Here is a 17,495-nt window from a genome sequence, read left to right as displayed (position 1 = left end):
CGAATTTATGAACGGTCCAAGAACATATCCGGAGGCTCGCAAGGCATATAAATTTGAATGTCCGGAAAATTTCAACTTTGCCTTCGATGTGATCGACAGGCGTGGGCGCGAGGCCGACAAGACGGCGGTGATTGCTGTGGATAAATCCGGCGAACACATCCAGAAACTAAGTTATTCCGACCTTTCGCGACGATCTGCGCGCTTTGCTAATGGCCTACGGGAGTTGGGGCTGAAGCAAGGTGATTTTGCGTTGTTGATCGCGGGCCGTATTCCTGAATGGTATGATGCACTGTTTGGCTGCATGAAGCTGGGCGTTGTCGCGATCCCTGGCACCAACCTGTTGACCACCCATGACATCGAATATCGCGTCAATAGCGTGAAAGCCCGCGCGATTATTGTGACACCTGAGCATTGTGAAAAAGTGGAATCCATGCGGGCCGAATGTCCGACACTGGAACATCTGATTGTGATTGGTGGCCCGCGTGAAGGCTGGATATCAACGCAAGAGCTATGCACCGGCAGGTCCGACGAGATCGCCCCCGAGCATAAGCCTAACACGCGTTCCGACGATATGATGATGGGTTTTTTCACGTCCGGCACAACGGGTATGCCCAAAATGGTGCCACGCGCGTTTGAATATGGCCTTGCCCATGCTTCAACGGCGTTGTTCTGGATGGACCTGCAACCTGACGATGTTCATTGGACCCTGACCGATACCGGCTGGGCAAAAGCGGCGTGGGGGATGTTATTCCCACAGTTCTTGATGGGCGTGACCGTTGTTCTGTATGATCCGGACGGTTTTGATGTTGATCAGCACCTGAAGCTGATTGGCAAGCTGGGCGTTACCACTTTCTGCGGCCCGCCAACCGCCTACCGCTTGTTCGCGCAAACCGATGTGTCGGCATACGATTTCACATCGCTGCGCCGCTCGATGGGGGCTGGCGAACCATTGAATCCCGAGGTCATCCACTTCTGGAAGAAAGCGACAGGTACGACGGTTGCGGATGGATATGGGCAAAGTGAAACCGTGAATATCGTCGCAAACTTCCCCGACCAGCCGGTAAAAATTGGCTCGATGGGACAACCTGTCCCTGGTTTCGACGTTGATGTTGTCGACGAAGAAGGCAACCGTATGCCCGTGGACGAGATCGGTAATATCGCTGTCTGTCTCGAAAACGGGACGCCACCGGGCTTGTTTACCGGTTATTTCACTGGCGGCGAGCCGAACAAAAAAGACTTCCGCAACGGTTGGTATTTCACGGGTGACACCGCCAGACGGGATGCCGATGGATATCTTTGGTTTATTGGTCGTGCTGACGATTTGATCGGATCTGGCGGTTACCGGATTAGTCCGTTCGAGGTGGAAAGCACACTTCTTGAGCATCCTTTGATCGCCGAAAGCGCAGTGATCGGCAAACCTGATGCAACGCGCGGTCAGATTGTGTCGGCCTATATTATTCTTATCAAAGGCCAAGAGCCCTCTGAAGCTTTGGCAAAAGAGATTCAGGACTTTTGTAAAAAGTATACGGCCCCTTACAAATACCCGCGCGAGATCAATTTTGTGACAGAGTTACCGAAAACGATCTCTGGCAAAATACGGCGGGTTGAACTGCGGGCCACGCAAAAAGCCGAGTAATAAAACGATTTGGGATCACGGACCGAGATTGGCCGTGATCCCAGTCATGCTTACCTCAGCATTTTCGTCGCAATGGAGGTCCGACAAACCGACGGTGTTGCAATATTTCTGACCGGGACACGTTTCGTCCTAACGAAATAGGTGGTCTTGGCAGGCCGGTGAAGTACGCAAGCGCGACCGACATCATCCTTCTAATAGTCAATACAGCCATCATTCATCGCCAAGCGCCCGTTTGCACGGCGCGCCTTTGCTGCGTAAACATATTTTAAAACTAATCTTCAGGTTCGGCTGTTCAGCCAAAGGAGTTATGCGGCGATCCGCGATTTTGCGCTTTCTAGATTTGCAATGGGTGCCAATGGCACAATCCGCAGTTCACGGTCGTCGAACGCGTCGACTAAACAGTTAATTTCATAGCGTGCGATGCCAATGTCTTTTAGCAAATGGTTATCCATTGCATGTAGCGCTGCAATCATTTTTCGCCGCTTCCAGTTCTTGCTCACTGCCCGCACCCAGCGCTGCAATCGACTGCTTTGCGCAGGTTTTGCGTTTGTGTTCACTGGCAATAGATCGGTGCGTTTTGTGAAGTGGTTCTGGTGTGTTACGTTGGGATACATGTTATTTTCCTAGCATAGATGGTCATTGTCGAGCCGCTGGGCTGCACAGTCATAGCCATGTTCATACGCAGCTAAGGGGCTGCGAAAACATGACATATTAAATGTCCGCGGCGTCTCGTTTAGATCAAAGTTTTCTGAATACCCCCGAAGCGTGAAGTAGCACTATCGGCCCTCCGCTCGGGGTTACCGGCGGTTCAGTCGTTGTCCTGCAAACAGCAGAACCCTCTTATGAACACTGAACATTATCATTCATCACACATGGGCCGCACCGCATGGGCTTTCAACCGGACGGCAAGCCTGTCCGATTTTTTGGCATTAATGCGCTTGTACGTGGGCCTAAAAGGTCACGGAATACATATCCATTACAACTGGATTGACTAATGAGCGGTCGTTACCTAACTCTGGTAACATGATTGTTTATGCAGATCATTTCCGATTTCGTTTGCTAAACCGCCCGCGTCCCCGGGTGGTCTAGACGCGTCCGCGTCCGTCGTACTTCCCGGGGTCTAATCATTTACCTACAACGTAATTGTGGCGCTTTTCGCCCGAGGAGAAATCATGACGACCACACAGCCCGCCGTTAAAAAAACGAGCAAACGCAACCCGAAGATCGTGATCAATGCCGACGACCTTGCCCACCTTGAAGGGCTGGCTGATGGTATGATGCGTAGGCATCCTGTGCTCGCCGACCGGTTGTTTGATGAAATCGGGCGCGCGCGTATCGTCAAATCTGAAAAAATGCCGGCAAATGTTGTGGCGATGGGAAGCTCGGTGACATACCGCGACGAAGCGACCGGATACGATAAAACCGTGACCCTTGTTTATCCGGAAGAGGCGGACATCGCGCAATTGCGGGTTTCTGTCATGACCCCGATTGGCGTCGCGCTTCTTGGCTTGGCCGAAGGCGCCAGTTTTTATTGGGATACGCGGGACAACCAACGCCGTGTTCTGACCATTCTTGCCGTCGCGCAAAATACTTAAACCCGAACTATCACTGCAATCCCGTAGCCAGCTTTGATTGGCTGAACGAGAATAAATGACCGGATTTCCTTTGTCCGGGCGTACTAGGTGCTAAGGTTATGGGGGTATTATGACGCTAGGGCATGTGAAGTTTTTCACAGGTTTTGCGGATGGCGCTAGAATGGGAAAAAAACGTGATGACGACAGTGATGCCCTCGTATGGCGTAGATCTGCTAAAACTGGACAATTTACAGGACGCATGGCAGCGAAAAGCGATCAATATCTTGCGCGGTGACGCGCGGCGGTCTGCGGATACACATTTGATTAAGCCCAATTTTCCGGCGCTTAAAGGCATTTCAATCTACCTGAAAGACGAAAGCACGCATCCGACCGGAAGCCTGAAACACCGGCTCGCGCGCTCTTTGGTGCTATACGGTATTTGTAACGGTCATATTCACCAAGGGACAACTCTTGTAGAGGCCTCGTCGGGGTCCACTGCCGTTTCCGAAGCATATTTTGCGGAATTACTTGGGTTGCCATTCATTGCTGTGATGCCGCATTCAACCTCGCGCCAAAAAATTGCCGAAATCCAGCAATGTGGCGGCAAATGCCATTTTGTGGACGCCGGGTCGATGGTCTATGCCGTTGCTCAACAGATCGCGGATGAAACCGGAGGGCATTACCTCGACCAGTTTACCAATGCTGAACGGGCGACAGATTGGCGTGGCAATAACAACATCGCCGAAAGCATATTCGAGCAGATGGAAGGCGAAGATGATCCTGTGCCAGAGTGGGTTGTCATGAGCGCAGGAACCGGCGGCACCTCTGCCACCATCGGGCGCTATATCCGTTACCGTAACCTGCCAACACGCCTGTGTGTCGTTGATGCAGAACGCTCGGCGTTTTATGACTGTTATTGTAGCGGTGACAGAAGCGTGACCTGCGCGCAGGGGTCGCGGATTGAGGGTATCGGGCGGCCACGGGTCGAGCCCTCATTCCTGCCGGAGGTGATTGATCATATGTTTCGTATCCCCGATGCTGCATCAATTGCTGCTATGCGGATCCTGTCTGACAGGATTTTCCGCCGTGTTGGCGGGTCCACAGGCACCAATTTCTTTGGGCTTTGTTTGATTGCGTCTCAGATGATCGAAAATCAGAAATCCGGCGCACTGGTATCAATCATATGCGACAGCGGCGCACGCTATAACGATACTTACTACAACGAGGATTGGATCGCCAAAGAGGGTCTCGACATCGCCCCGTGGACTGACGCGCTAGAGCAGTTTTTACAGACAGGTGCGCTTGTTCTCCCTCAGGGCAGCCGCATATAATCGGTGTCCTAACCGCGGCGAAGTAGCATTACGGCATGACAGCCCACACGCGGGGCTGTCATTGTTTAATCCGTCAAATCTACCTACTCGCCACCGTTCACAGTCAGACCAAGCAAGCGCCAAATCTGCATACCACCTCTGTAATAGAATATACGGTCGGCTGGGTATCCTTCGGAGATCATATTGCGGATCGCGGTCGGCGACTGGCCGCACCAAACGCCATTGCAAAATAGGGCAACCGGCTTTGCATCTGCGCAGTCCCAACCGTCAAAATCAGGCGCACATCCCAACTGCGCTAACTCATCAACGACATAGGTATACGGGATATTGATCGCACCGGGGATCGTGCCGCCCGCAAACCAGTCAGGTGTGCGGCTATCTACAACGACAGTATCTGGGTCCTGCAACATCTCGATCAGCTCCAACTCTCCGATCGTGGTAACGCCTTCCGCAACACTATGAGGTTGGATGCAAAATTCAGGGCAGGGGCGCGATGTGTAGGCCCACTCGCCGCTTAGCTCATTGGTTGTATCTTGAATCCGGTCAATCACGACGGGGCCGTTGCGCGTTTCCACCGTGACCGAGGATATCGCGTTTGTTATACCGACTTCTCCTTCTGCAAGCGCAGTGCTGGCGAGTAATGTCAAAGCAATTGTTAAGGCTATTTTCTTCATGGGGTTTCCTCTCTTTGCACCAAAAGCACATGTTGTTGGTACACAGCAAAGCGCTGGGCTTTGAAATTGTCAATACATTCCACTGTTGGAATTTGATACGTCAGTATTAGGGGGCAATTTACGCACCTCAATGACTATGTGCATGGATGCCATCTGACTGCGGGAACAGTCGTGAAACGCTGTCATGTGCCCCAAACTCACCGAGATCGCTGGCATGCGTAAATCGCTTTTTCTTGACCTGACGCGCAAATAAGATCACGATTTACCTTAAAGATATAGCAGATTGGAATCGTTATGCGTGTTTTATCCGCCTTGCTCCTTTGCTTCTTGCTGCTCCCCAACTTAGCCTTCGCGCAAGATCGGCCAAATACGATCTTGGTTCTTGATGGATCAGGATCGATGTGGGGCCAAATTGACGGCGTGAACAAAATCGTCATCGCGCGCGACGTTGTCGGACAAATTCTGGCGGATTTCCCTTCGGATGAAAATCTTGGCTTGACGGTTTATGGACACCGCGAGCGCGGAAATTGCGCTGATATCGAAACCATTGTGGCCCCTGGTCCCGGTACTGCCGCTGCGATCCTGGCTGCGGTGAATGCGATTAACCCACGCGGCAAAACCCCGATGACCGATGCGATTATCGCGGCCGCCGAGGCGCTGCGCTACACAGAAGAGGCGGCAACTGTCATTCTTGTCTCTGACGGGATCGAGACCTGTAACCCCGACCCTTGCGCCGCTGCGCGGTTGCTTGAAGGCGCTGGTATCGATTTTACCGCGCATGTTGTCGGGTTTGACGTGACAGAACCGGACGCCTTGGCGCAGATGCAATGCCTTGCCGATGAAACGGGCGGACAGTTTCTCACTGCCTCCAATGCAGAGGAATTATCTGCGGCACTGACCACCGTTGCCGCCGTTCGTCAGCCTGACCCTGAACCTATGCTAAGCCTTATCAACTTTCGCGCAACGCGCGGCGAAGGTGGGCCGGATGCGTCCACGCAAGTTGTTTGGGATATACGTGGCGTTGAAGGGCTGTTGATCGAAGGGGCAAGCGCTACTGCGAGCAAGACCTATTCAGTGGAACTCGGCGCCGGAAATTATACGGCAATTGCCCATGATACCGTTCAAGAGCTAGAAGTCATGGTCGATTTTGTCGTCACCAGTGACGCCCAAACGGTGACTGTTGTGCTACCACTGCCGCAACCTGAAGCCACGATCGCGGCGCAAGATACAGCGCCTGTTGGATCGACGATTATGGTGGATTGGATGGGCCCCGGTGCCGCGCGAGATTTTTTATCCGTGGCCTCTACGGACCAAAGCGCAACGTCGTATATCAACTACACCTATATTCCCAATCTCGCTCAAAACGGGCTTTTAATGCCACCGATAGCGGGGAATTACGAGTTGCGCTATATTACGCAAGACGGTGTCATTGCGGCCAAGCGCGCTATCACCGTGACCCGGATCAAGGCGGCACTTATTGTGCCTGATGTTGCCGATGTGGGGGCATCTGTTACAATTGGCTGGGACGGGCCTGATTATCGCCGCGACTATATTTCAATTGCAACGGTCGAGAGCAACGGTAGCAGCTACGTCAATTATACGTATACGGCCGACGGCAATCCTCTGAACCTGCTGATGCCTTCCGAACCAGGAGAATACGAGGTGCGCTATATCATGGCGCAGAACAACACGATCATGGCGCGTGCGCAGATCAGCGTTGCTGAAACTGGCGCGGTGCTAATGGCACCTGATGTGGCGGCCGTTAGCGAGACGATTGTGGTCGAATGGACTGGTCCCGACTATGCCCGCGATTACATCTCGGTTGCCGCGACGGGCGATAACGGTGGGCAGTATGAAAACTATACTTATGTGACTGAAGGCTCGCCTCTTGATCTGGTGATGCCATCGGCGGCCGGAAGCTATGAAATCCGGTACATCCTTGCGCAAGACAACGTGATCCTGTCAAGCCGCGCGATCACGGTGAACGAAGTGACCGCTACCGTCACCGCGCCTGCAACTGCGCCCATGGGATCTTCGGTTGCTGTGCAGTGGACCGGCCCTGCCTATCCCCGCGATTATATTTCTGTAGCGCAGATTGGCGACAGCGGCGGGCAATACGTCAACTATACATACGTCGAGGACAGCTCTCCGCTGCAACTTCTCATGCCACCGGCGGCCGGGAGCTATGAAATCCGCTACATTCTTGGGCAGGACAATGTGGTCCTGTACCAGCAAGTGGTATCGGTGACGCAGGTTAAAGCACAGATCATAGCAAGCCCGCGTATTGCGTTGACGGACGGGGAAATTGTTGTGGGTTGGGACGGACCCAACTACCCGCGTGATTTCATCGGCATCTCGGAACCCGGCGAGAGCGGTTATAAATCATATGCTTACACAAGCGCGGGCAATCCAGTGACCATTTCGCTGCCTGACGCGGCTGGAGACTATCAAATCCGTTATTTTATGGGGCAGGATAATGTTGTTCTGGGCGTGATCCCGTTGACGATTACCGCAGGCAAATAGCATTTGGTGAGAGTGTTTTACTAGATAATATTTGAAGTATAGGGCCGCACAGACGAACTGCCAGTAGGCGGTACTAAACCGTGACAGGTCCAGTTTGACTTTTTTGACCGACGCGGCATCATCTGACTATTTACCTCTGACGTGCTTGCAATGCTTTTAAAAGTGACCCAAACAACATGACCACGTCAGATTTGAAGCGCTGTTGCACAGGACGTCAAGACGGTCAGTTTTTGTGGGGCTAGGCATTGGCCCACGCGATGTGTGAGCCTGTGTTGAAGGCGTTGGATCTGTCGGCGGGGAATTTTCCTAAATTGTGGGGAAATACGTCAAGTTTTTATGAGGGGTTAAAATCTTTTATGACGGACTGCTCGTGATCATAAAATTGTCAAAAAATGATATGGGTGTTGCCCGCTGCGGCTTGGATCATGTGGCTGGGCTGCGTACTCAATTTCCCGATACGCAAGTATTTGGGGCGGAGGGGATATCGGCCTTGATTTCCCTTGTGGCACCACATGGGGCGCGACGTTAATGACCGCGCTGTGGCAACTTGCCCGTGTAATCTGGTCAGCGGAATTGGATCTGAGCGTGGATAATCCGTTTATTGAAACGAGTACGTTAAACACCGTGATCGCATCATGATCGCGGCAGGTGTTGATCTGGGCGGTACCAAGATCGAAACGCAGATATTTGACGCACAGTGGCAGTGTGTCGAACGGCGGCGGGTGTCTACCCCTACGAATTATCCTGCTTTGGTTTCAGTGCTGGCTGAAGAGGTGATTTGGGCAAAACAACATGCAGATATGGCGGTCGGGATTGGGGCGGCGGGTCTTGTGAATCCATCCACGGGTGCAGTGTTGACGGCAAATTTATGCGCGAATGGTATGCCGTTGCCTGCTGATGTGGCGCGTGCTGCGGGCGTTGAAATTGTCTATATGAACGACTGCCGTGCGCTTGTTCTGTCAGAGGCGGTGTTTGGTGCAGGGCGCGGATACCGTGTTGTGGCGGGGTTGATTTTAGGCACAGGCGTGGGTGGCGGCTTGGCTGTGGATGGTATTTTGCAGTCCAGCGGTCGTGGCGTTGGTAGTGAATTTGGTCATATGGCAGCTCCCGCGCATCTTGTGGCGAAACATAATTTACCGATTTTGCGCTGCGGCTGCGGTCAGATGGGGTGCATAGAGACCCTGATTGCTGGACCTGGATTGACGGGAATTGCGCAAGTAAAACTTGGCCGCACAATGACCCCGAAAGAGATAGCGCAAAACCGCATCTATGATCCCGCCGTGCAAATTGTTTGGGACATTTGGGTGAGTCTTGTCGCGGAGTTACTGAATACGATTTCGCGGGTGAGTGACCCGGATATTTTTGTTGTGGGCGGTGGGCTATCAAAGATGCCGCAGGTCGCTGACGCGTTGCACGAGGGATTGCGTGATGCGCAGTTTGCCGGCTTTGATGTGGCGAAAGTTGTTGTGGCGCAGGGCGGTGAGACCAGTGGTGCGCGTGGTGCTGCTTATAACGCGTTGCAGTGCAAACTGATAAAGGATCATGGTTAATGACGTCTCGATTGATTTTGCCCGATGCAGTTTTTGATGGGGAAAGGCTGCACCGAGGGATGGGCGTGGGGGTTGAAGGCAACCGTGTTCTTGCGCTGGTCTCTGACATCAATGATGATGCCAAGGTGACGCGTGTGGCAGGTATTATCTCGCCCGGGTTCGTTGATTTGCAAGTAAACGGTGGTGGCGGAGTTCTTCTTAACCTGACCCCAACCGTGGCGGGGATGCAGGCAATTGCCGCGGCGCACCGTAAATTTGGGACCGTCTCAATTTTGCCCACAGTTATCACCGATGCGCCGGAAGTTTTGGCAAAAGTAGTTGACGCGGCGATTTTGGCTCAGGGTGTCGAGGGTATCTCAGGGCTGCACATCGAAGGACCGCATATATCACAAGCGCGCCGTGGGACCCATTCCGCAAGATTTGTCCGTGCGATGGACGAGGGCACGATTGCGCAGGTGTCGCGGTTGCGCGAGGCGGGGATCGCTGTGATGATTACGGTCGCACCAGAGGCCGTAACTGATGTGCAAATTACCCGATTGGCAACGCTTGGTGCGATTGTCTCGATTGGTCATTCTGATTGTGATGCGAAGGCCGCGCAGGCAGCACTCGCTGCGGGTGCCACCTGTTTTACGCATTTGTTTAATGCGATGTCGCAGATGGTTAGCCGTGCGCCAGGTGTCGTTGGGACTGCGATCAATTCGGATGCTTATGCCGGATTGATTTGTGACGGGATTCATGTCGCTGATGAAATGCTGGGCCTTGCGCTGCGTGCACGGCCTGTACCGGACAGGATGTTTCTGGTTTCGGATGCGATGTCGACCGTGGGAGGCCCAGATCATTTTGATATTTATGGTGAGACGATCTCATTACGTGACGGCAGATTAGTGAACCAGGAGGGGAATCTTGCAGGTGCGCATTTCACGCAGATTGAAGGTGTTGCGCGTTTAATTGCGACGCTGGGTGTGACCCCAGAGGAGGCGTTGCGCATGGCAATCACGATTCCCGCGCAGGTGATCGGTCAGGATCACCTTGCGACAATACAGGGTCGTTTGCTGCGCGATGTTATTCTAATTGATCCGAGCTACCGAACGGTTCAGTCGCTGGCTGAAATGTCGCGTTAGTCTAGCGGAACGGCTTCAAAGCTTTCGGCATTTGCGCGGTTCCACCGGTTTCGATAGTTAAAATCGCCGCCGTTTTCATCAAGCAGGAAGCCTTTTGGCAGATAGGGGTTTGCCTCTTGCCCTTCGGTCATCGTGCCGTCGCTTTTGCGGGTCATGAAGTGATATGGGAGGAAGTCGCGCGGATCATGCAGACCGGCAGCGCCCGCCATTTCACCCAATGCTTTAAGCGTATTGGCATGAAAACGGGCAACGCGTTGGCTTTTGTCAGAGACGTTCAACGCTTTTTGGCGTCGCGGGTCTTGCGTCGCAACGCCAACCGGACAGTGATTTGTATGACAGGCTTGCGCCTGAATGCAGCCGATCGAGAACATGTAGCCGCGTGCAGAGTTGCACCAGTCGGCCCCCAAAGACATAGCATGGGCGATGTCAAATGCACTGATCAATTTGCCTGCCGCGCCAATCTTTACTTGGTCGCGCAGACCCGCTCCGCGCAGGGTGTTGTGTACAAATGTTAGCCCTTCGACCATTGGCATGCCAACGTGATTTGCAAACTCTAGAGGGGCCGCACCGGTGCCGCCTTCGGTGCCGTCGACGACGATGAAATCAGGCACAATACCGGTTTTGAGCATGGCCTTCACAAGGCACATAAATTCCCGCCGGTGGCCAATGCAGAGTTTGAAACCGACGGGTTTACCACCCGACAATGTGCGCAACTGGCCGATAAATTCCATCATTTCCAAAGGCGTTGAAAATACCGAATGGGCCGCAGGCGAGACGCAGTCTTGACCCATAGGCACACCGCGCGCTTCTGCGATTTCAGGAGTGATCTTTGACGCCGGAAGTAGGCCGCCGTGGCCGGGTTTAGCGCCTTGGCTTAGCTTCAATTCGATCATTTTGACTTGGGGATCGTCGGCTTGAATAGCAAATTTTTCTGGCGAAAATGAGCCGCCATCGTTGCGGCATCCAAAATATCCGGACCCGACTTCATAAATCAAGTCGCCGCCGCCTTCACGGTGATAGCGGCTGATCCCACCTTCGCCGGTGTCTTGCGCAAAGCCGCCAATTTTTGCGCCTTTGTTCAATGCCGAAATCGCATTGGCCGAGAGCGCGCCAAACGACATCGCTGAAATATTGTAGAGCGATGCACTATAAGGTTTCTTGCAATCTGGGCCACCAATCGCCACGCGGAAATCATAATTGTCAAAATGCACGGGCGAGATGGAATGGGTTAACCAAGTGTATCCTGCAGTATAGACGTTTTCCTGGGTTCCGAACGGCCGCTTGTCCTCGGCCCCTTTGGACCGCTGATAGACCAATGATCGGGCCTCGCGGCTGAATGGCATCTCATCCTTGTCGCCCTCAATCAGGTACTGCCGAATTTCGGGGCGGATCGTTTCGAACAGGAACCGAAGGTGACCGATGATCGGATAGTTGCGGGTGATCGCATGCCGATCTTGGTTAATGTCGTGCAGGCCAAGTGCGGAGAGTGCTGCGAACATCACAAATGGGACAAATAGCCAGCCGACCCAAAACGACGCGATCAGGCAGATCGCGGTCAACAAAATGGCCGCCAGCAATGCCGTATACCGTTGCAAAGTTAAGATTTCTTTCACCGTAGTCCCCTAATTCAAACGTGGTTAATATCTCATGTTAGGATGGTTAACCACATAACAAAAGCAAGGTGACAGAATAGTGTGAACGGCGGTTTAAAAAGTGACCGTTACATTTGGCAAATTCAACGATTTGATCAAATCGCGCAGTTCTTGACGAGCGGCGACGTTGGAGATGTTCATGCCCTTCACGCCAAGATCTTTCAGGTCTAGCAGGGTCAGGCCGCGAGGGAACAACTCGCGGAAAATGACGCGTTCGTTGAAACCGGTTGAGGTGCGAAATCCGATCCGCTTGGACAGTTTTTCGATCACTCGTTCCATTTTTTCTTTATTCACCATGGCCTGCGCGCCCATGCGGTTTCGCACCACGATCCAGTCAATCGGTGCGAGCCCTGCTTGCGCACGCAATTGTCGCGCGTTCCACACCATTTCGGAATAAACCGATGGCCCAGTGATGTCTTCGCCTTCGGTGTCGACGTGGGCCAGCAAATCAAAATCGACAAAGCTGTCGTTGAGCGGCGTGATTAACGTATCTGCAAGGCTATGCGCGACTTGGCTTAGACGTGTGTGCGAGCCCGGGCAGTCTATCAGGATGAAATCGCTTTCAGGTTCCAGCCCCGCTACCGCAAGAGAAAGCCGGTGGTCGTTGACATTTACATCGGGCGCAAGCGTGCTCTGATCAATTTCCGGCAGGTCGTGATAGCTCGGTGTTGGTAGCTCCAAGCCCGCCTTTTCAAGATATGTGTGCCGATTTTGGATGTACCGCCCTAGCGTTTTTTGGCGCAGATCGAGATCAAGGCAGCCGACTTTATGGCCCATACGCGACAACGCAGTTGCCACATGCATCGATACGGTGGACTTTCCCGCGCCGCCTTTTTCATTGCCTACGACGATAATATGCGCCACTGATCTGCCCTCTTCACGTTAGTTCTCTTGTCTATATGGCGGACAAACGGGAAGGGAAAGCAATGCTGATCAGTTGGTCGCATTTTAAACCGGATTGTCAGAAACGAGACACATTGGCGGGGGTTATGCGGTAGACTTCCTTTGCGAGGTTATAGTTTTCCAAGAAGCGGCTGACCGATCCGAAGGTGGCGGTGCCTATAGTCGGCCCGTGATCGTCGGTGTTCATCGCAGGTGATGCCATTGAGGCAAGCGCCCGTTTCAGGCCGCCGACGTCGACAGTTTGCGGTTCAAAGTAGGCGGTGATGTTGGCCTTGATTTGGGGGATGTCGTTGATTCCGTAGATGCTGGCGATCAACACGTCGAGCGTGTGTTCGGTGCAGTTCTGGTATTGGCTGGTGCGCGGGTTGGCGAGGACCGAGTAGCGCGGATTGTGTAGGGCGGCGTAGGTCGGGCTGTTGATGGTTGCGATGATTTTACGTTGAAGCGCGGGGGTAGGAATGATGACGCCTGCGTCCAGCCTTTGCGCACCTGCAAAAAAGTCAGCGGGGCTGTCTTGCACCAGATCGCTGCGCGTGCGGTCGTTTTCGCGTTGGTAGAGGTTATAGACACGGTAGCCTTGGCCGCGATTGCCCTGTGCATCTGTGATCGTTGAATAGACCCAAATTCCGAGGTGAGTATAAAGAATGCCGTCCGGCATTTGGGCCGGATCACGTCCCATACGCGAGACAATGGCGACATTTGCCCCCCTTGCGGCGAGGTCGTTTTGCACGCGGTTGGCGAAGGTGGCAACCTCGCCTTGGGGCAAAACCGAATTGCCCGCTGCACTGCTGCCTGCCTGTGACAGGGTTGGCAATGCTGCGATAAGGGTGGCGGCGATAAGTTTGAGAAAGCGTTTCATGTGATATCCGATCTGGGGTTAGCGCAGGGCAGGTGGGCCGTTTGGTGCGACCGTTGGGACAGGTGTGTGTTGGATTTCTGCGACTGCGGCACCCGATACGACCATCGCCGACCCTGCGACGAGTAAAGGGACAGCAACCACGGCCACGGCGGAATCGACCGCGGCCGCAGAGCCGTGGCTGGCGGCGGCTGCGCTATGGTCGGCGGATGCTGCGACATGGGTGCTAGCGGCGTTGGTGCAGGCGGTTGTTGTGAGGGCGAGCAAGATCAGGAGTGGGGTTTTCATTTCGGCATTCCATTTTGTGAACATTGTTCATCTATGGCGATGATTCTCGGGGGTGTCAATAAAAATGAACTACGTTCATAGCTCGAACGAAATCACGGCCCTTGACTCGCGCTGCAAAATCCCGCATCTCCACCTCACCGACAGCATCCTGCCGCGTGTGCAGAGCGAGACCAGTGGTCCGCAAGGCGTCGATTAAATTTCCGGTTCCCACATCACGCAGGGGGTCCAGCGCCTGATCGGCGTCGGGGCATGTGGCCTTGGCCGTCAGCATATGGGCGCAACCTGCATTGGCTTGTCCGTATTTCACGGTGGGCCAGATTTATACGCGGGCTTTCGTCCGCAAGAAAGAAAATTATGGATTTTGATATGCTGGGCCTTGCGCCCCGATTGGTGACTATTCTCAAAGAGCAGGGCATCACTGACCCGACCCCAATACAAACCCAAGCGATCCCGCACGCCATGAATGGCCGCGATGTTATGGGCTTGGCGCAGACAGGCACCGGCAAAACCGCAGCCTTTGGCCTGCCGATGATTGATGCGCTTTTGAAAACCGGCGTAAAGCCGAACCCGAAAACCGCGCGTGGCTTGATCCTCGCACCGACACGTGAGTTGGCAAAGCAGATTGCTGACAACTTGACTGCCTACACCAAAGGCAGCCATCTGAAAGTGGCGCTTGTGGTGGGTGGCGCGGGTATCGCGTCGCAAATGAAGCGTTTGCAGAACGGCGTTGACCTGCTTGTTGCGACACCGGGTCGTCTGATTGATCTCATCGACCGTCGTGCTATCCGCTTGGACGAGACGATTTATCTGGTGCTGGATGAAGCCGACCAGATGCTCGACATGGGCTTTATTCATGCGCTGCGCCGCATTGCGCCACTTTTGGCCACACCGCGTCAGACAATGATGTTCTCGGCGACGATGCCGAAGCTGATGGCGGAATTGGCGGATTCGTTCTTGAACGATCCTGTGCGTGTGCAAGTGAACCCGCCGGGCATGGCTGTGAAAAAGATCAACCAGTCACTGCACTATGTGGCGCAGGCGGCGAAATCCGATCTGTTGGTTGAACTGCTTGATGCACACCGCGACGAATTGGCGCTGGTGTTTGGTCGCACAAAACATGGCTGTGAAAAACTGTACAAATACCTTGAATCCAAGGGCTTTGGCGCGGCATCGATTCACGGCAACAAGTCCCAAGGTCAGCGCGAGCGGGCGATTGAGGCGTTTAAATCCGGTAAGATTCGTGTGCTTGTTGCAACCGATGTTGCTGCCCGCGGCATCGACATTCCGGGCGTGCGCCACGTCTATAATTACGACCTGCCAAACGTCGCTGAAAACTATGTACACCGCATCGGTCGGACGGCGCGTGCGGGTGCTGAGGGCTCTGCAATTGCATTCTGCGCCCCTGACGAGATGATCGACTTGAAGGATATTGAAAAGGCGATGAAGGAAGAAATTCCCGTCGCATCCGGTAGTGCGTGGGATATTTTGCCTGGCCAGAAAAAACGCCCGAATGGTGGCGGTGGCGGTGGTCGTGGACGCGGTGCACCGCGTAATAGCGGCAACGGTGGCGGCGGTGGTCGCGCAGCAGCGGGTGCAGGCAAGCACGGCGGCGCAGGCAAGCCCGCAGGCGCTAACCGCAAACGTAGCAGCGGCGGCGGTGGTCGCGGTCGCAGTTCAAGCGCTGCATAATTTAAATCACGGCGTCCAAAGTGGGCGCCGTTTTTTATTCGAAAAATGCGACGGAAAATTTACGATCTAACGTATAATTCCTATAGATATTTATTAAGGTGCCGCTGATGCGTTATTCTCCCCTCTGTAGCGCGATAACATATGGCCTGCTTTGCGTTGCTAATGTCGGAGGCGCGCATGAAGCGGATCTGACCCTCGAGACAGCAACGGAATTATTGTCGACGGCTAATATCGTCGTGGCGCCGCAGATTGTTGATTGCACCTTGTCAGAGGGCGCAGAGACCCAATGCATCCAGTTTACTGTGAAACCGGAGCCTACCAACTATGCGGCGGGACCGTGGTGCGCACGAAATATCAGTGACGGGGCTGATGCGGGCGGGATCTGGCTCAAGGACGGGGCTGTGCACGAGGCTGACGGAGCGTTTTTTACGATGTTGGCCGATCTGTATAACGACGAAGAATGGCAGGTTTATGACGAGGCAACGGGCGCGATTAATGTGACGCCTAGCGCCGAAGCCTGTGCCGCCGCCGCTCGTCCGGACGTTGACCCGCAATACAACAATTTTTGTGTGCAGTGCGAACCGGACTATGTGGCGTCGGATCTGACCGTGACCTATACAATTCCACTTACGCCGGTGGCCGCGTCGCAACCATCACAAATCAATTTTGGCGGTGCGGGTGTCGCGACCAATGGCATTAAATTTGACGGACCTGCGCCCTTGGACGCAATTTTGGATGCGCATACGATTGCACCGTTTGATGATTGTGGCGGGCATGTAAACTTGAACGTGGGCTATCATTTCCATGTCGCTGGCGACTGTTTAGAGACAACTGAAGCGGCACTTGATGCGCCCATTATCGGCATTGCGATGGACGGGTATTTGATCACCGAAAACGCGCTGGGGCTCTATGATCTGGATCAGTGTAATGGTCATGTCGGCGATACAGGCCCGTATCACTATCACGCAGGTGCGGCTGGTTCTAACCAGATTTTGGGATGCCTGACCGCGCAGACGGGATGTGCATCGACACAAGAAGGTACCGTGTGTGATGCCTCGCAACAGCAGCGTCCACCGCGTCGCTAAACGTATTTGCGAATGGCTTCCATCTCGATAGGGACCTTTGCTTGACGTTGAGCAACGTAGATCATTTGCGTGTGCAGCTGACATGACCCACAGCAGCACGGCTCTTGCCTATTGGCACCAAAACCCGGCGGTTTGCTCGCGCCGCGCAACTTTTTAAAGCCACTATTCAGCTATTTTCGACCGCTCGCCAGCAGACCCGCAAGCGCGGTTTTTTGCGCGGTTACATCGGCGAGGGTGTAGCGATCAAGGGCCTTAAAGAAGGCTTCTTGGGCTTCGGCCAGTGGGGTGCGCAAACCACAGGTTGGCAGGATCAGGCACGATTTATCGGCACCAAAACACGACACCACGGGTTTGTCGATTTGCAGGTGACGCACCACTTCGCCCAGATTTATTTCGTCCGCCGCGCGCGCCAGAGTAAGGCCGCCACCGCGCCCGCGTTCTGACGTTACAAAGCCGCCGCGCACCAGCTCTGACGCTACCTTGGAAAGGTGATGCTCGGACAGCGCAAATATTTGCGCAATCGCAGAGGTCGCGATGCGCGTCGGGCGTTTGGTTTCGAGCGTGACCAGGATGCGCAGACCGTAGTCGGTGAATTTATCAAGTTGCATAAAAT

General features: G+C 54.0%; 16 protein-coding genes. 8 read left to right on the top strand and 8 right to left on the bottom strand.

Translation table 11 applies throughout. The annotated features are described in order from the left end of the window. Positions 1-7 precede the first annotated feature (7 nt). Positions 8-1,636, top strand: a complete 1,629-nt coding sequence (locus ACXLHR_RS12310; protein WP_458791722.1) for an acyl-CoA synthetase — start codon at positions 8-10, stop codon at positions 1,634-1,636. 305 nt (positions 1,637-1,941) lie between these two features. On the opposite strand, the gene ACXLHR_RS12305 is transcribed toward ACXLHR_RS12310, so the two are convergent. Next, on the bottom strand, positions 1,942-2,250 hold the full coding sequence (locus ACXLHR_RS12305) for a DUF1127 domain-containing protein (RefSeq protein ID WP_458791721.1): 309 nt from the start codon (positions 2,248-2,250) through the stop codon (positions 1,942-1,944). Between the two features lie 558 nt (positions 2,251-2,808). On the opposite strand from ACXLHR_RS12305, the gene rnk reads away from it, so the two are divergent. Then, entirely contained in the window at positions 2,809-3,231 is a 423-nt protein-coding gene (rnk, locus tag ACXLHR_RS12300; protein WP_458791720.1) for a nucleoside diphosphate kinase regulator, read from the top strand. A gap of 176 nt (positions 3,232-3,407) precedes the next feature. Next, positions 3,408-4,541 (top strand): PLP-dependent cysteine synthase family protein, encoded by a 1,134-nt coding sequence (locus ACXLHR_RS12295; RefSeq protein ID WP_458792541.1) that lies wholly within the window; start codon positions 3,408-3,410, stop codon positions 4,539-4,541. Between the two features lie 83 nt (positions 4,542-4,624). Here ACXLHR_RS12295 and ACXLHR_RS12290 read toward each other — a convergent pair whose 3' ends face one another. Continuing rightward, a complete protein-coding gene (locus ACXLHR_RS12290) occupies positions 4,625-5,215 on the bottom strand; it encodes a rhodanese-like domain-containing protein (protein ID WP_458791719.1) in 591 nt (196 codons plus the stop codon). 294 nt (positions 5,216-5,509) lie between these two features. On the opposite strand from ACXLHR_RS12290, the gene ACXLHR_RS12285 reads away from it, so the two are divergent. From ACXLHR_RS12285 to ACXLHR_RS12275, 3 genes are all read left to right on the top strand, one after another. After that, on the top strand, positions 5,510-7,738 hold the full coding sequence (locus tag ACXLHR_RS12285) for a vWA domain-containing protein (protein ID WP_458791718.1): 2,229 nt from the start codon (positions 5,510-5,512) through the stop codon (positions 7,736-7,738). A gap of 635 nt (positions 7,739-8,373) precedes the next feature. Beyond that, positions 8,374-9,288, top strand: a complete 915-nt coding sequence (locus ACXLHR_RS12280) for an ROK family protein (RefSeq protein ID WP_458791717.1) — start codon at positions 8,374-8,376, stop codon at positions 9,286-9,288. Next, positions 9,288-10,409 (top strand): N-acetylglucosamine-6-phosphate deacetylase, encoded by a 1,122-nt coding sequence (locus tag ACXLHR_RS12275; protein ID WP_458791716.1) that lies wholly within the window; start codon positions 9,288-9,290, stop codon positions 10,407-10,409. The genes ACXLHR_RS12280 and ACXLHR_RS12275 overlap by 1 nt, the downstream gene beginning before the upstream one ends. Here the strand turns inward: ACXLHR_RS12275 and ACXLHR_RS12270 are convergent. From ACXLHR_RS12270 to ACXLHR_RS12250, 5 genes are all read right to left on the bottom strand, one after another. Continuing rightward, positions 10,406-12,022 carry an FMN-binding glutamate synthase family protein gene (locus tag ACXLHR_RS12270; protein ID WP_458791715.1) on the bottom strand — a complete coding sequence of 539 codons (1,617 nt, stop codon included), beginning with the start codon at positions 12,020-12,022 and terminating at the stop codon, positions 10,406-10,408. The two genes, ACXLHR_RS12275 and ACXLHR_RS12270, sit on opposite strands and share 4 nt — an antisense overlap. A 93-nt stretch (positions 12,023-12,115) precedes the next feature. Further along, positions 12,116-12,925 carry a division plane positioning ATPase MipZ gene (locus ACXLHR_RS12265; RefSeq protein WP_458791714.1) on the bottom strand — a complete coding sequence of 270 codons (810 nt, stop codon included), beginning with the start codon at positions 12,923-12,925 and terminating at the stop codon, positions 12,116-12,118. 97 nt (positions 12,926-13,022) lie between these two features. Continuing rightward, entirely contained in the window at positions 13,023-13,823 is an 801-nt protein-coding gene (locus ACXLHR_RS12260; protein WP_458791713.1) for a DUF2145 domain-containing protein, read from the bottom strand. Positions 13,824-13,841: 18 nt separating this feature from the next. Continuing rightward, positions 13,842-14,108: a hypothetical protein gene (locus ACXLHR_RS12255; RefSeq protein WP_458791712.1), complete on the bottom strand. Its 267-nt coding sequence runs from the start codon at positions 14,106-14,108 to the stop codon at positions 13,842-13,844. A 55-nt stretch (positions 14,109-14,163) separates the two neighbouring features. After that, positions 14,164-14,415 carry a hypothetical protein gene (locus ACXLHR_RS12250; protein WP_458791711.1) on the bottom strand — a complete coding sequence of 84 codons (252 nt, stop codon included), beginning with the start codon at positions 14,413-14,415 and terminating at the stop codon, positions 14,164-14,166. 47 nt (positions 14,416-14,462) lie between these two features. Between ACXLHR_RS12250 and ACXLHR_RS12245 the strand changes: the two genes are divergently transcribed. Further along, complete coding sequence (locus tag ACXLHR_RS12245) at positions 14,463-15,797, top strand: DEAD/DEAH box helicase (RefSeq protein ID WP_458791710.1); 1,335 nt, start codon at positions 14,463-14,465, stop codon at positions 15,795-15,797. A gap of 107 nt (positions 15,798-15,904) precedes the next feature. Beyond that, positions 15,905-16,882 carry a YHYH protein gene (locus ACXLHR_RS12240; protein ID WP_458791709.1) on the top strand — a complete coding sequence of 326 codons (978 nt, stop codon included), beginning with the start codon at positions 15,905-15,907 and terminating at the stop codon, positions 16,880-16,882. Between the two features lie 170 nt (positions 16,883-17,052). Here the strand turns inward: ACXLHR_RS12240 and ACXLHR_RS12235 are convergent, their stop codons facing one another. Further along, on the bottom strand, positions 17,053-17,490 hold the full coding sequence (locus ACXLHR_RS12235) for an RrF2 family transcriptional regulator (protein ID WP_458791708.1): 438 nt from the start codon (positions 17,488-17,490) through the stop codon (positions 17,053-17,055). Positions 17,491-17,495 lie beyond the last annotated feature (5 nt).

The organism is Yoonia sp. MH D7, assembly GCF_054439475.1.
This window is presented reverse-complemented; position numbering and strand designations above follow the sequence as displayed.

Excerpts from the sequence above, each read along its gene's own strand:
- ACXLHR_RS12310 (WP_458791722.1), top strand. The coding sequence starts at position 8 with ATGAACGGTCCAAGAACATATCCGGAGGCTCGCAAGGCATATAAATTT.
- ACXLHR_RS12305 (WP_458791721.1), bottom strand. The coding sequence starts at position 2,250 with ATGTATCCCAACGTAACACACCAGAACCACTTCACAAAACGCACCGAT.
- rnk (WP_458791720.1), top strand. The coding sequence starts at position 2,809 with ATGACGACCACACAGCCCGCCGTTAAAAAAACGAGCAAACGCAACCCG.
- ACXLHR_RS12295 (WP_458792541.1), top strand. The coding sequence starts at position 3,408 with ATGACGACAGTGATGCCCTCGTATGGCGTAGATCTGCTAAAACTGGAC.
- ACXLHR_RS12290 (WP_458791719.1), bottom strand. The coding sequence starts at position 5,215 with ATGAAGAAAATAGCCTTAACAATTGCTTTGACATTACTCGCCAGCACT.
- ACXLHR_RS12285 (WP_458791718.1), top strand. The coding sequence starts at position 5,510 with ATGCGTGTTTTATCCGCCTTGCTCCTTTGCTTCTTGCTGCTCCCCAAC.
- ACXLHR_RS12280 (WP_458791717.1), top strand. The coding sequence starts at position 8,374 with ATGATCGCGGCAGGTGTTGATCTGGGCGGTACCAAGATCGAAACGCAG.
- ACXLHR_RS12275 (WP_458791716.1), top strand. The coding sequence starts at position 9,288 with ATGACGTCTCGATTGATTTTGCCCGATGCAGTTTTTGATGGGGAAAGG.
- ACXLHR_RS12260 (WP_458791713.1), bottom strand. The coding sequence starts at position 13,823 with ATGAAACGCTTTCTCAAACTTATCGCCGCCACCCTTATCGCAGCATTG.
- ACXLHR_RS12255 (WP_458791712.1), bottom strand. The coding sequence starts at position 14,108 with ATGAAAACCCCACTCCTGATCTTGCTCGCCCTCACAACAACCGCCTGC.
- ACXLHR_RS12245 (WP_458791710.1), top strand. The coding sequence starts at position 14,463 with ATGGATTTTGATATGCTGGGCCTTGCGCCCCGATTGGTGACTATTCTC.
- ACXLHR_RS12240 (WP_458791709.1), top strand. The coding sequence starts at position 15,905 with ATGCGTTATTCTCCCCTCTGTAGCGCGATAACATATGGCCTGCTTTGC.
- ACXLHR_RS12235 (WP_458791708.1), bottom strand. The coding sequence starts at position 17,490 with ATGCAACTTGATAAATTCACCGACTACGGTCTGCGCATCCTGGTCACG.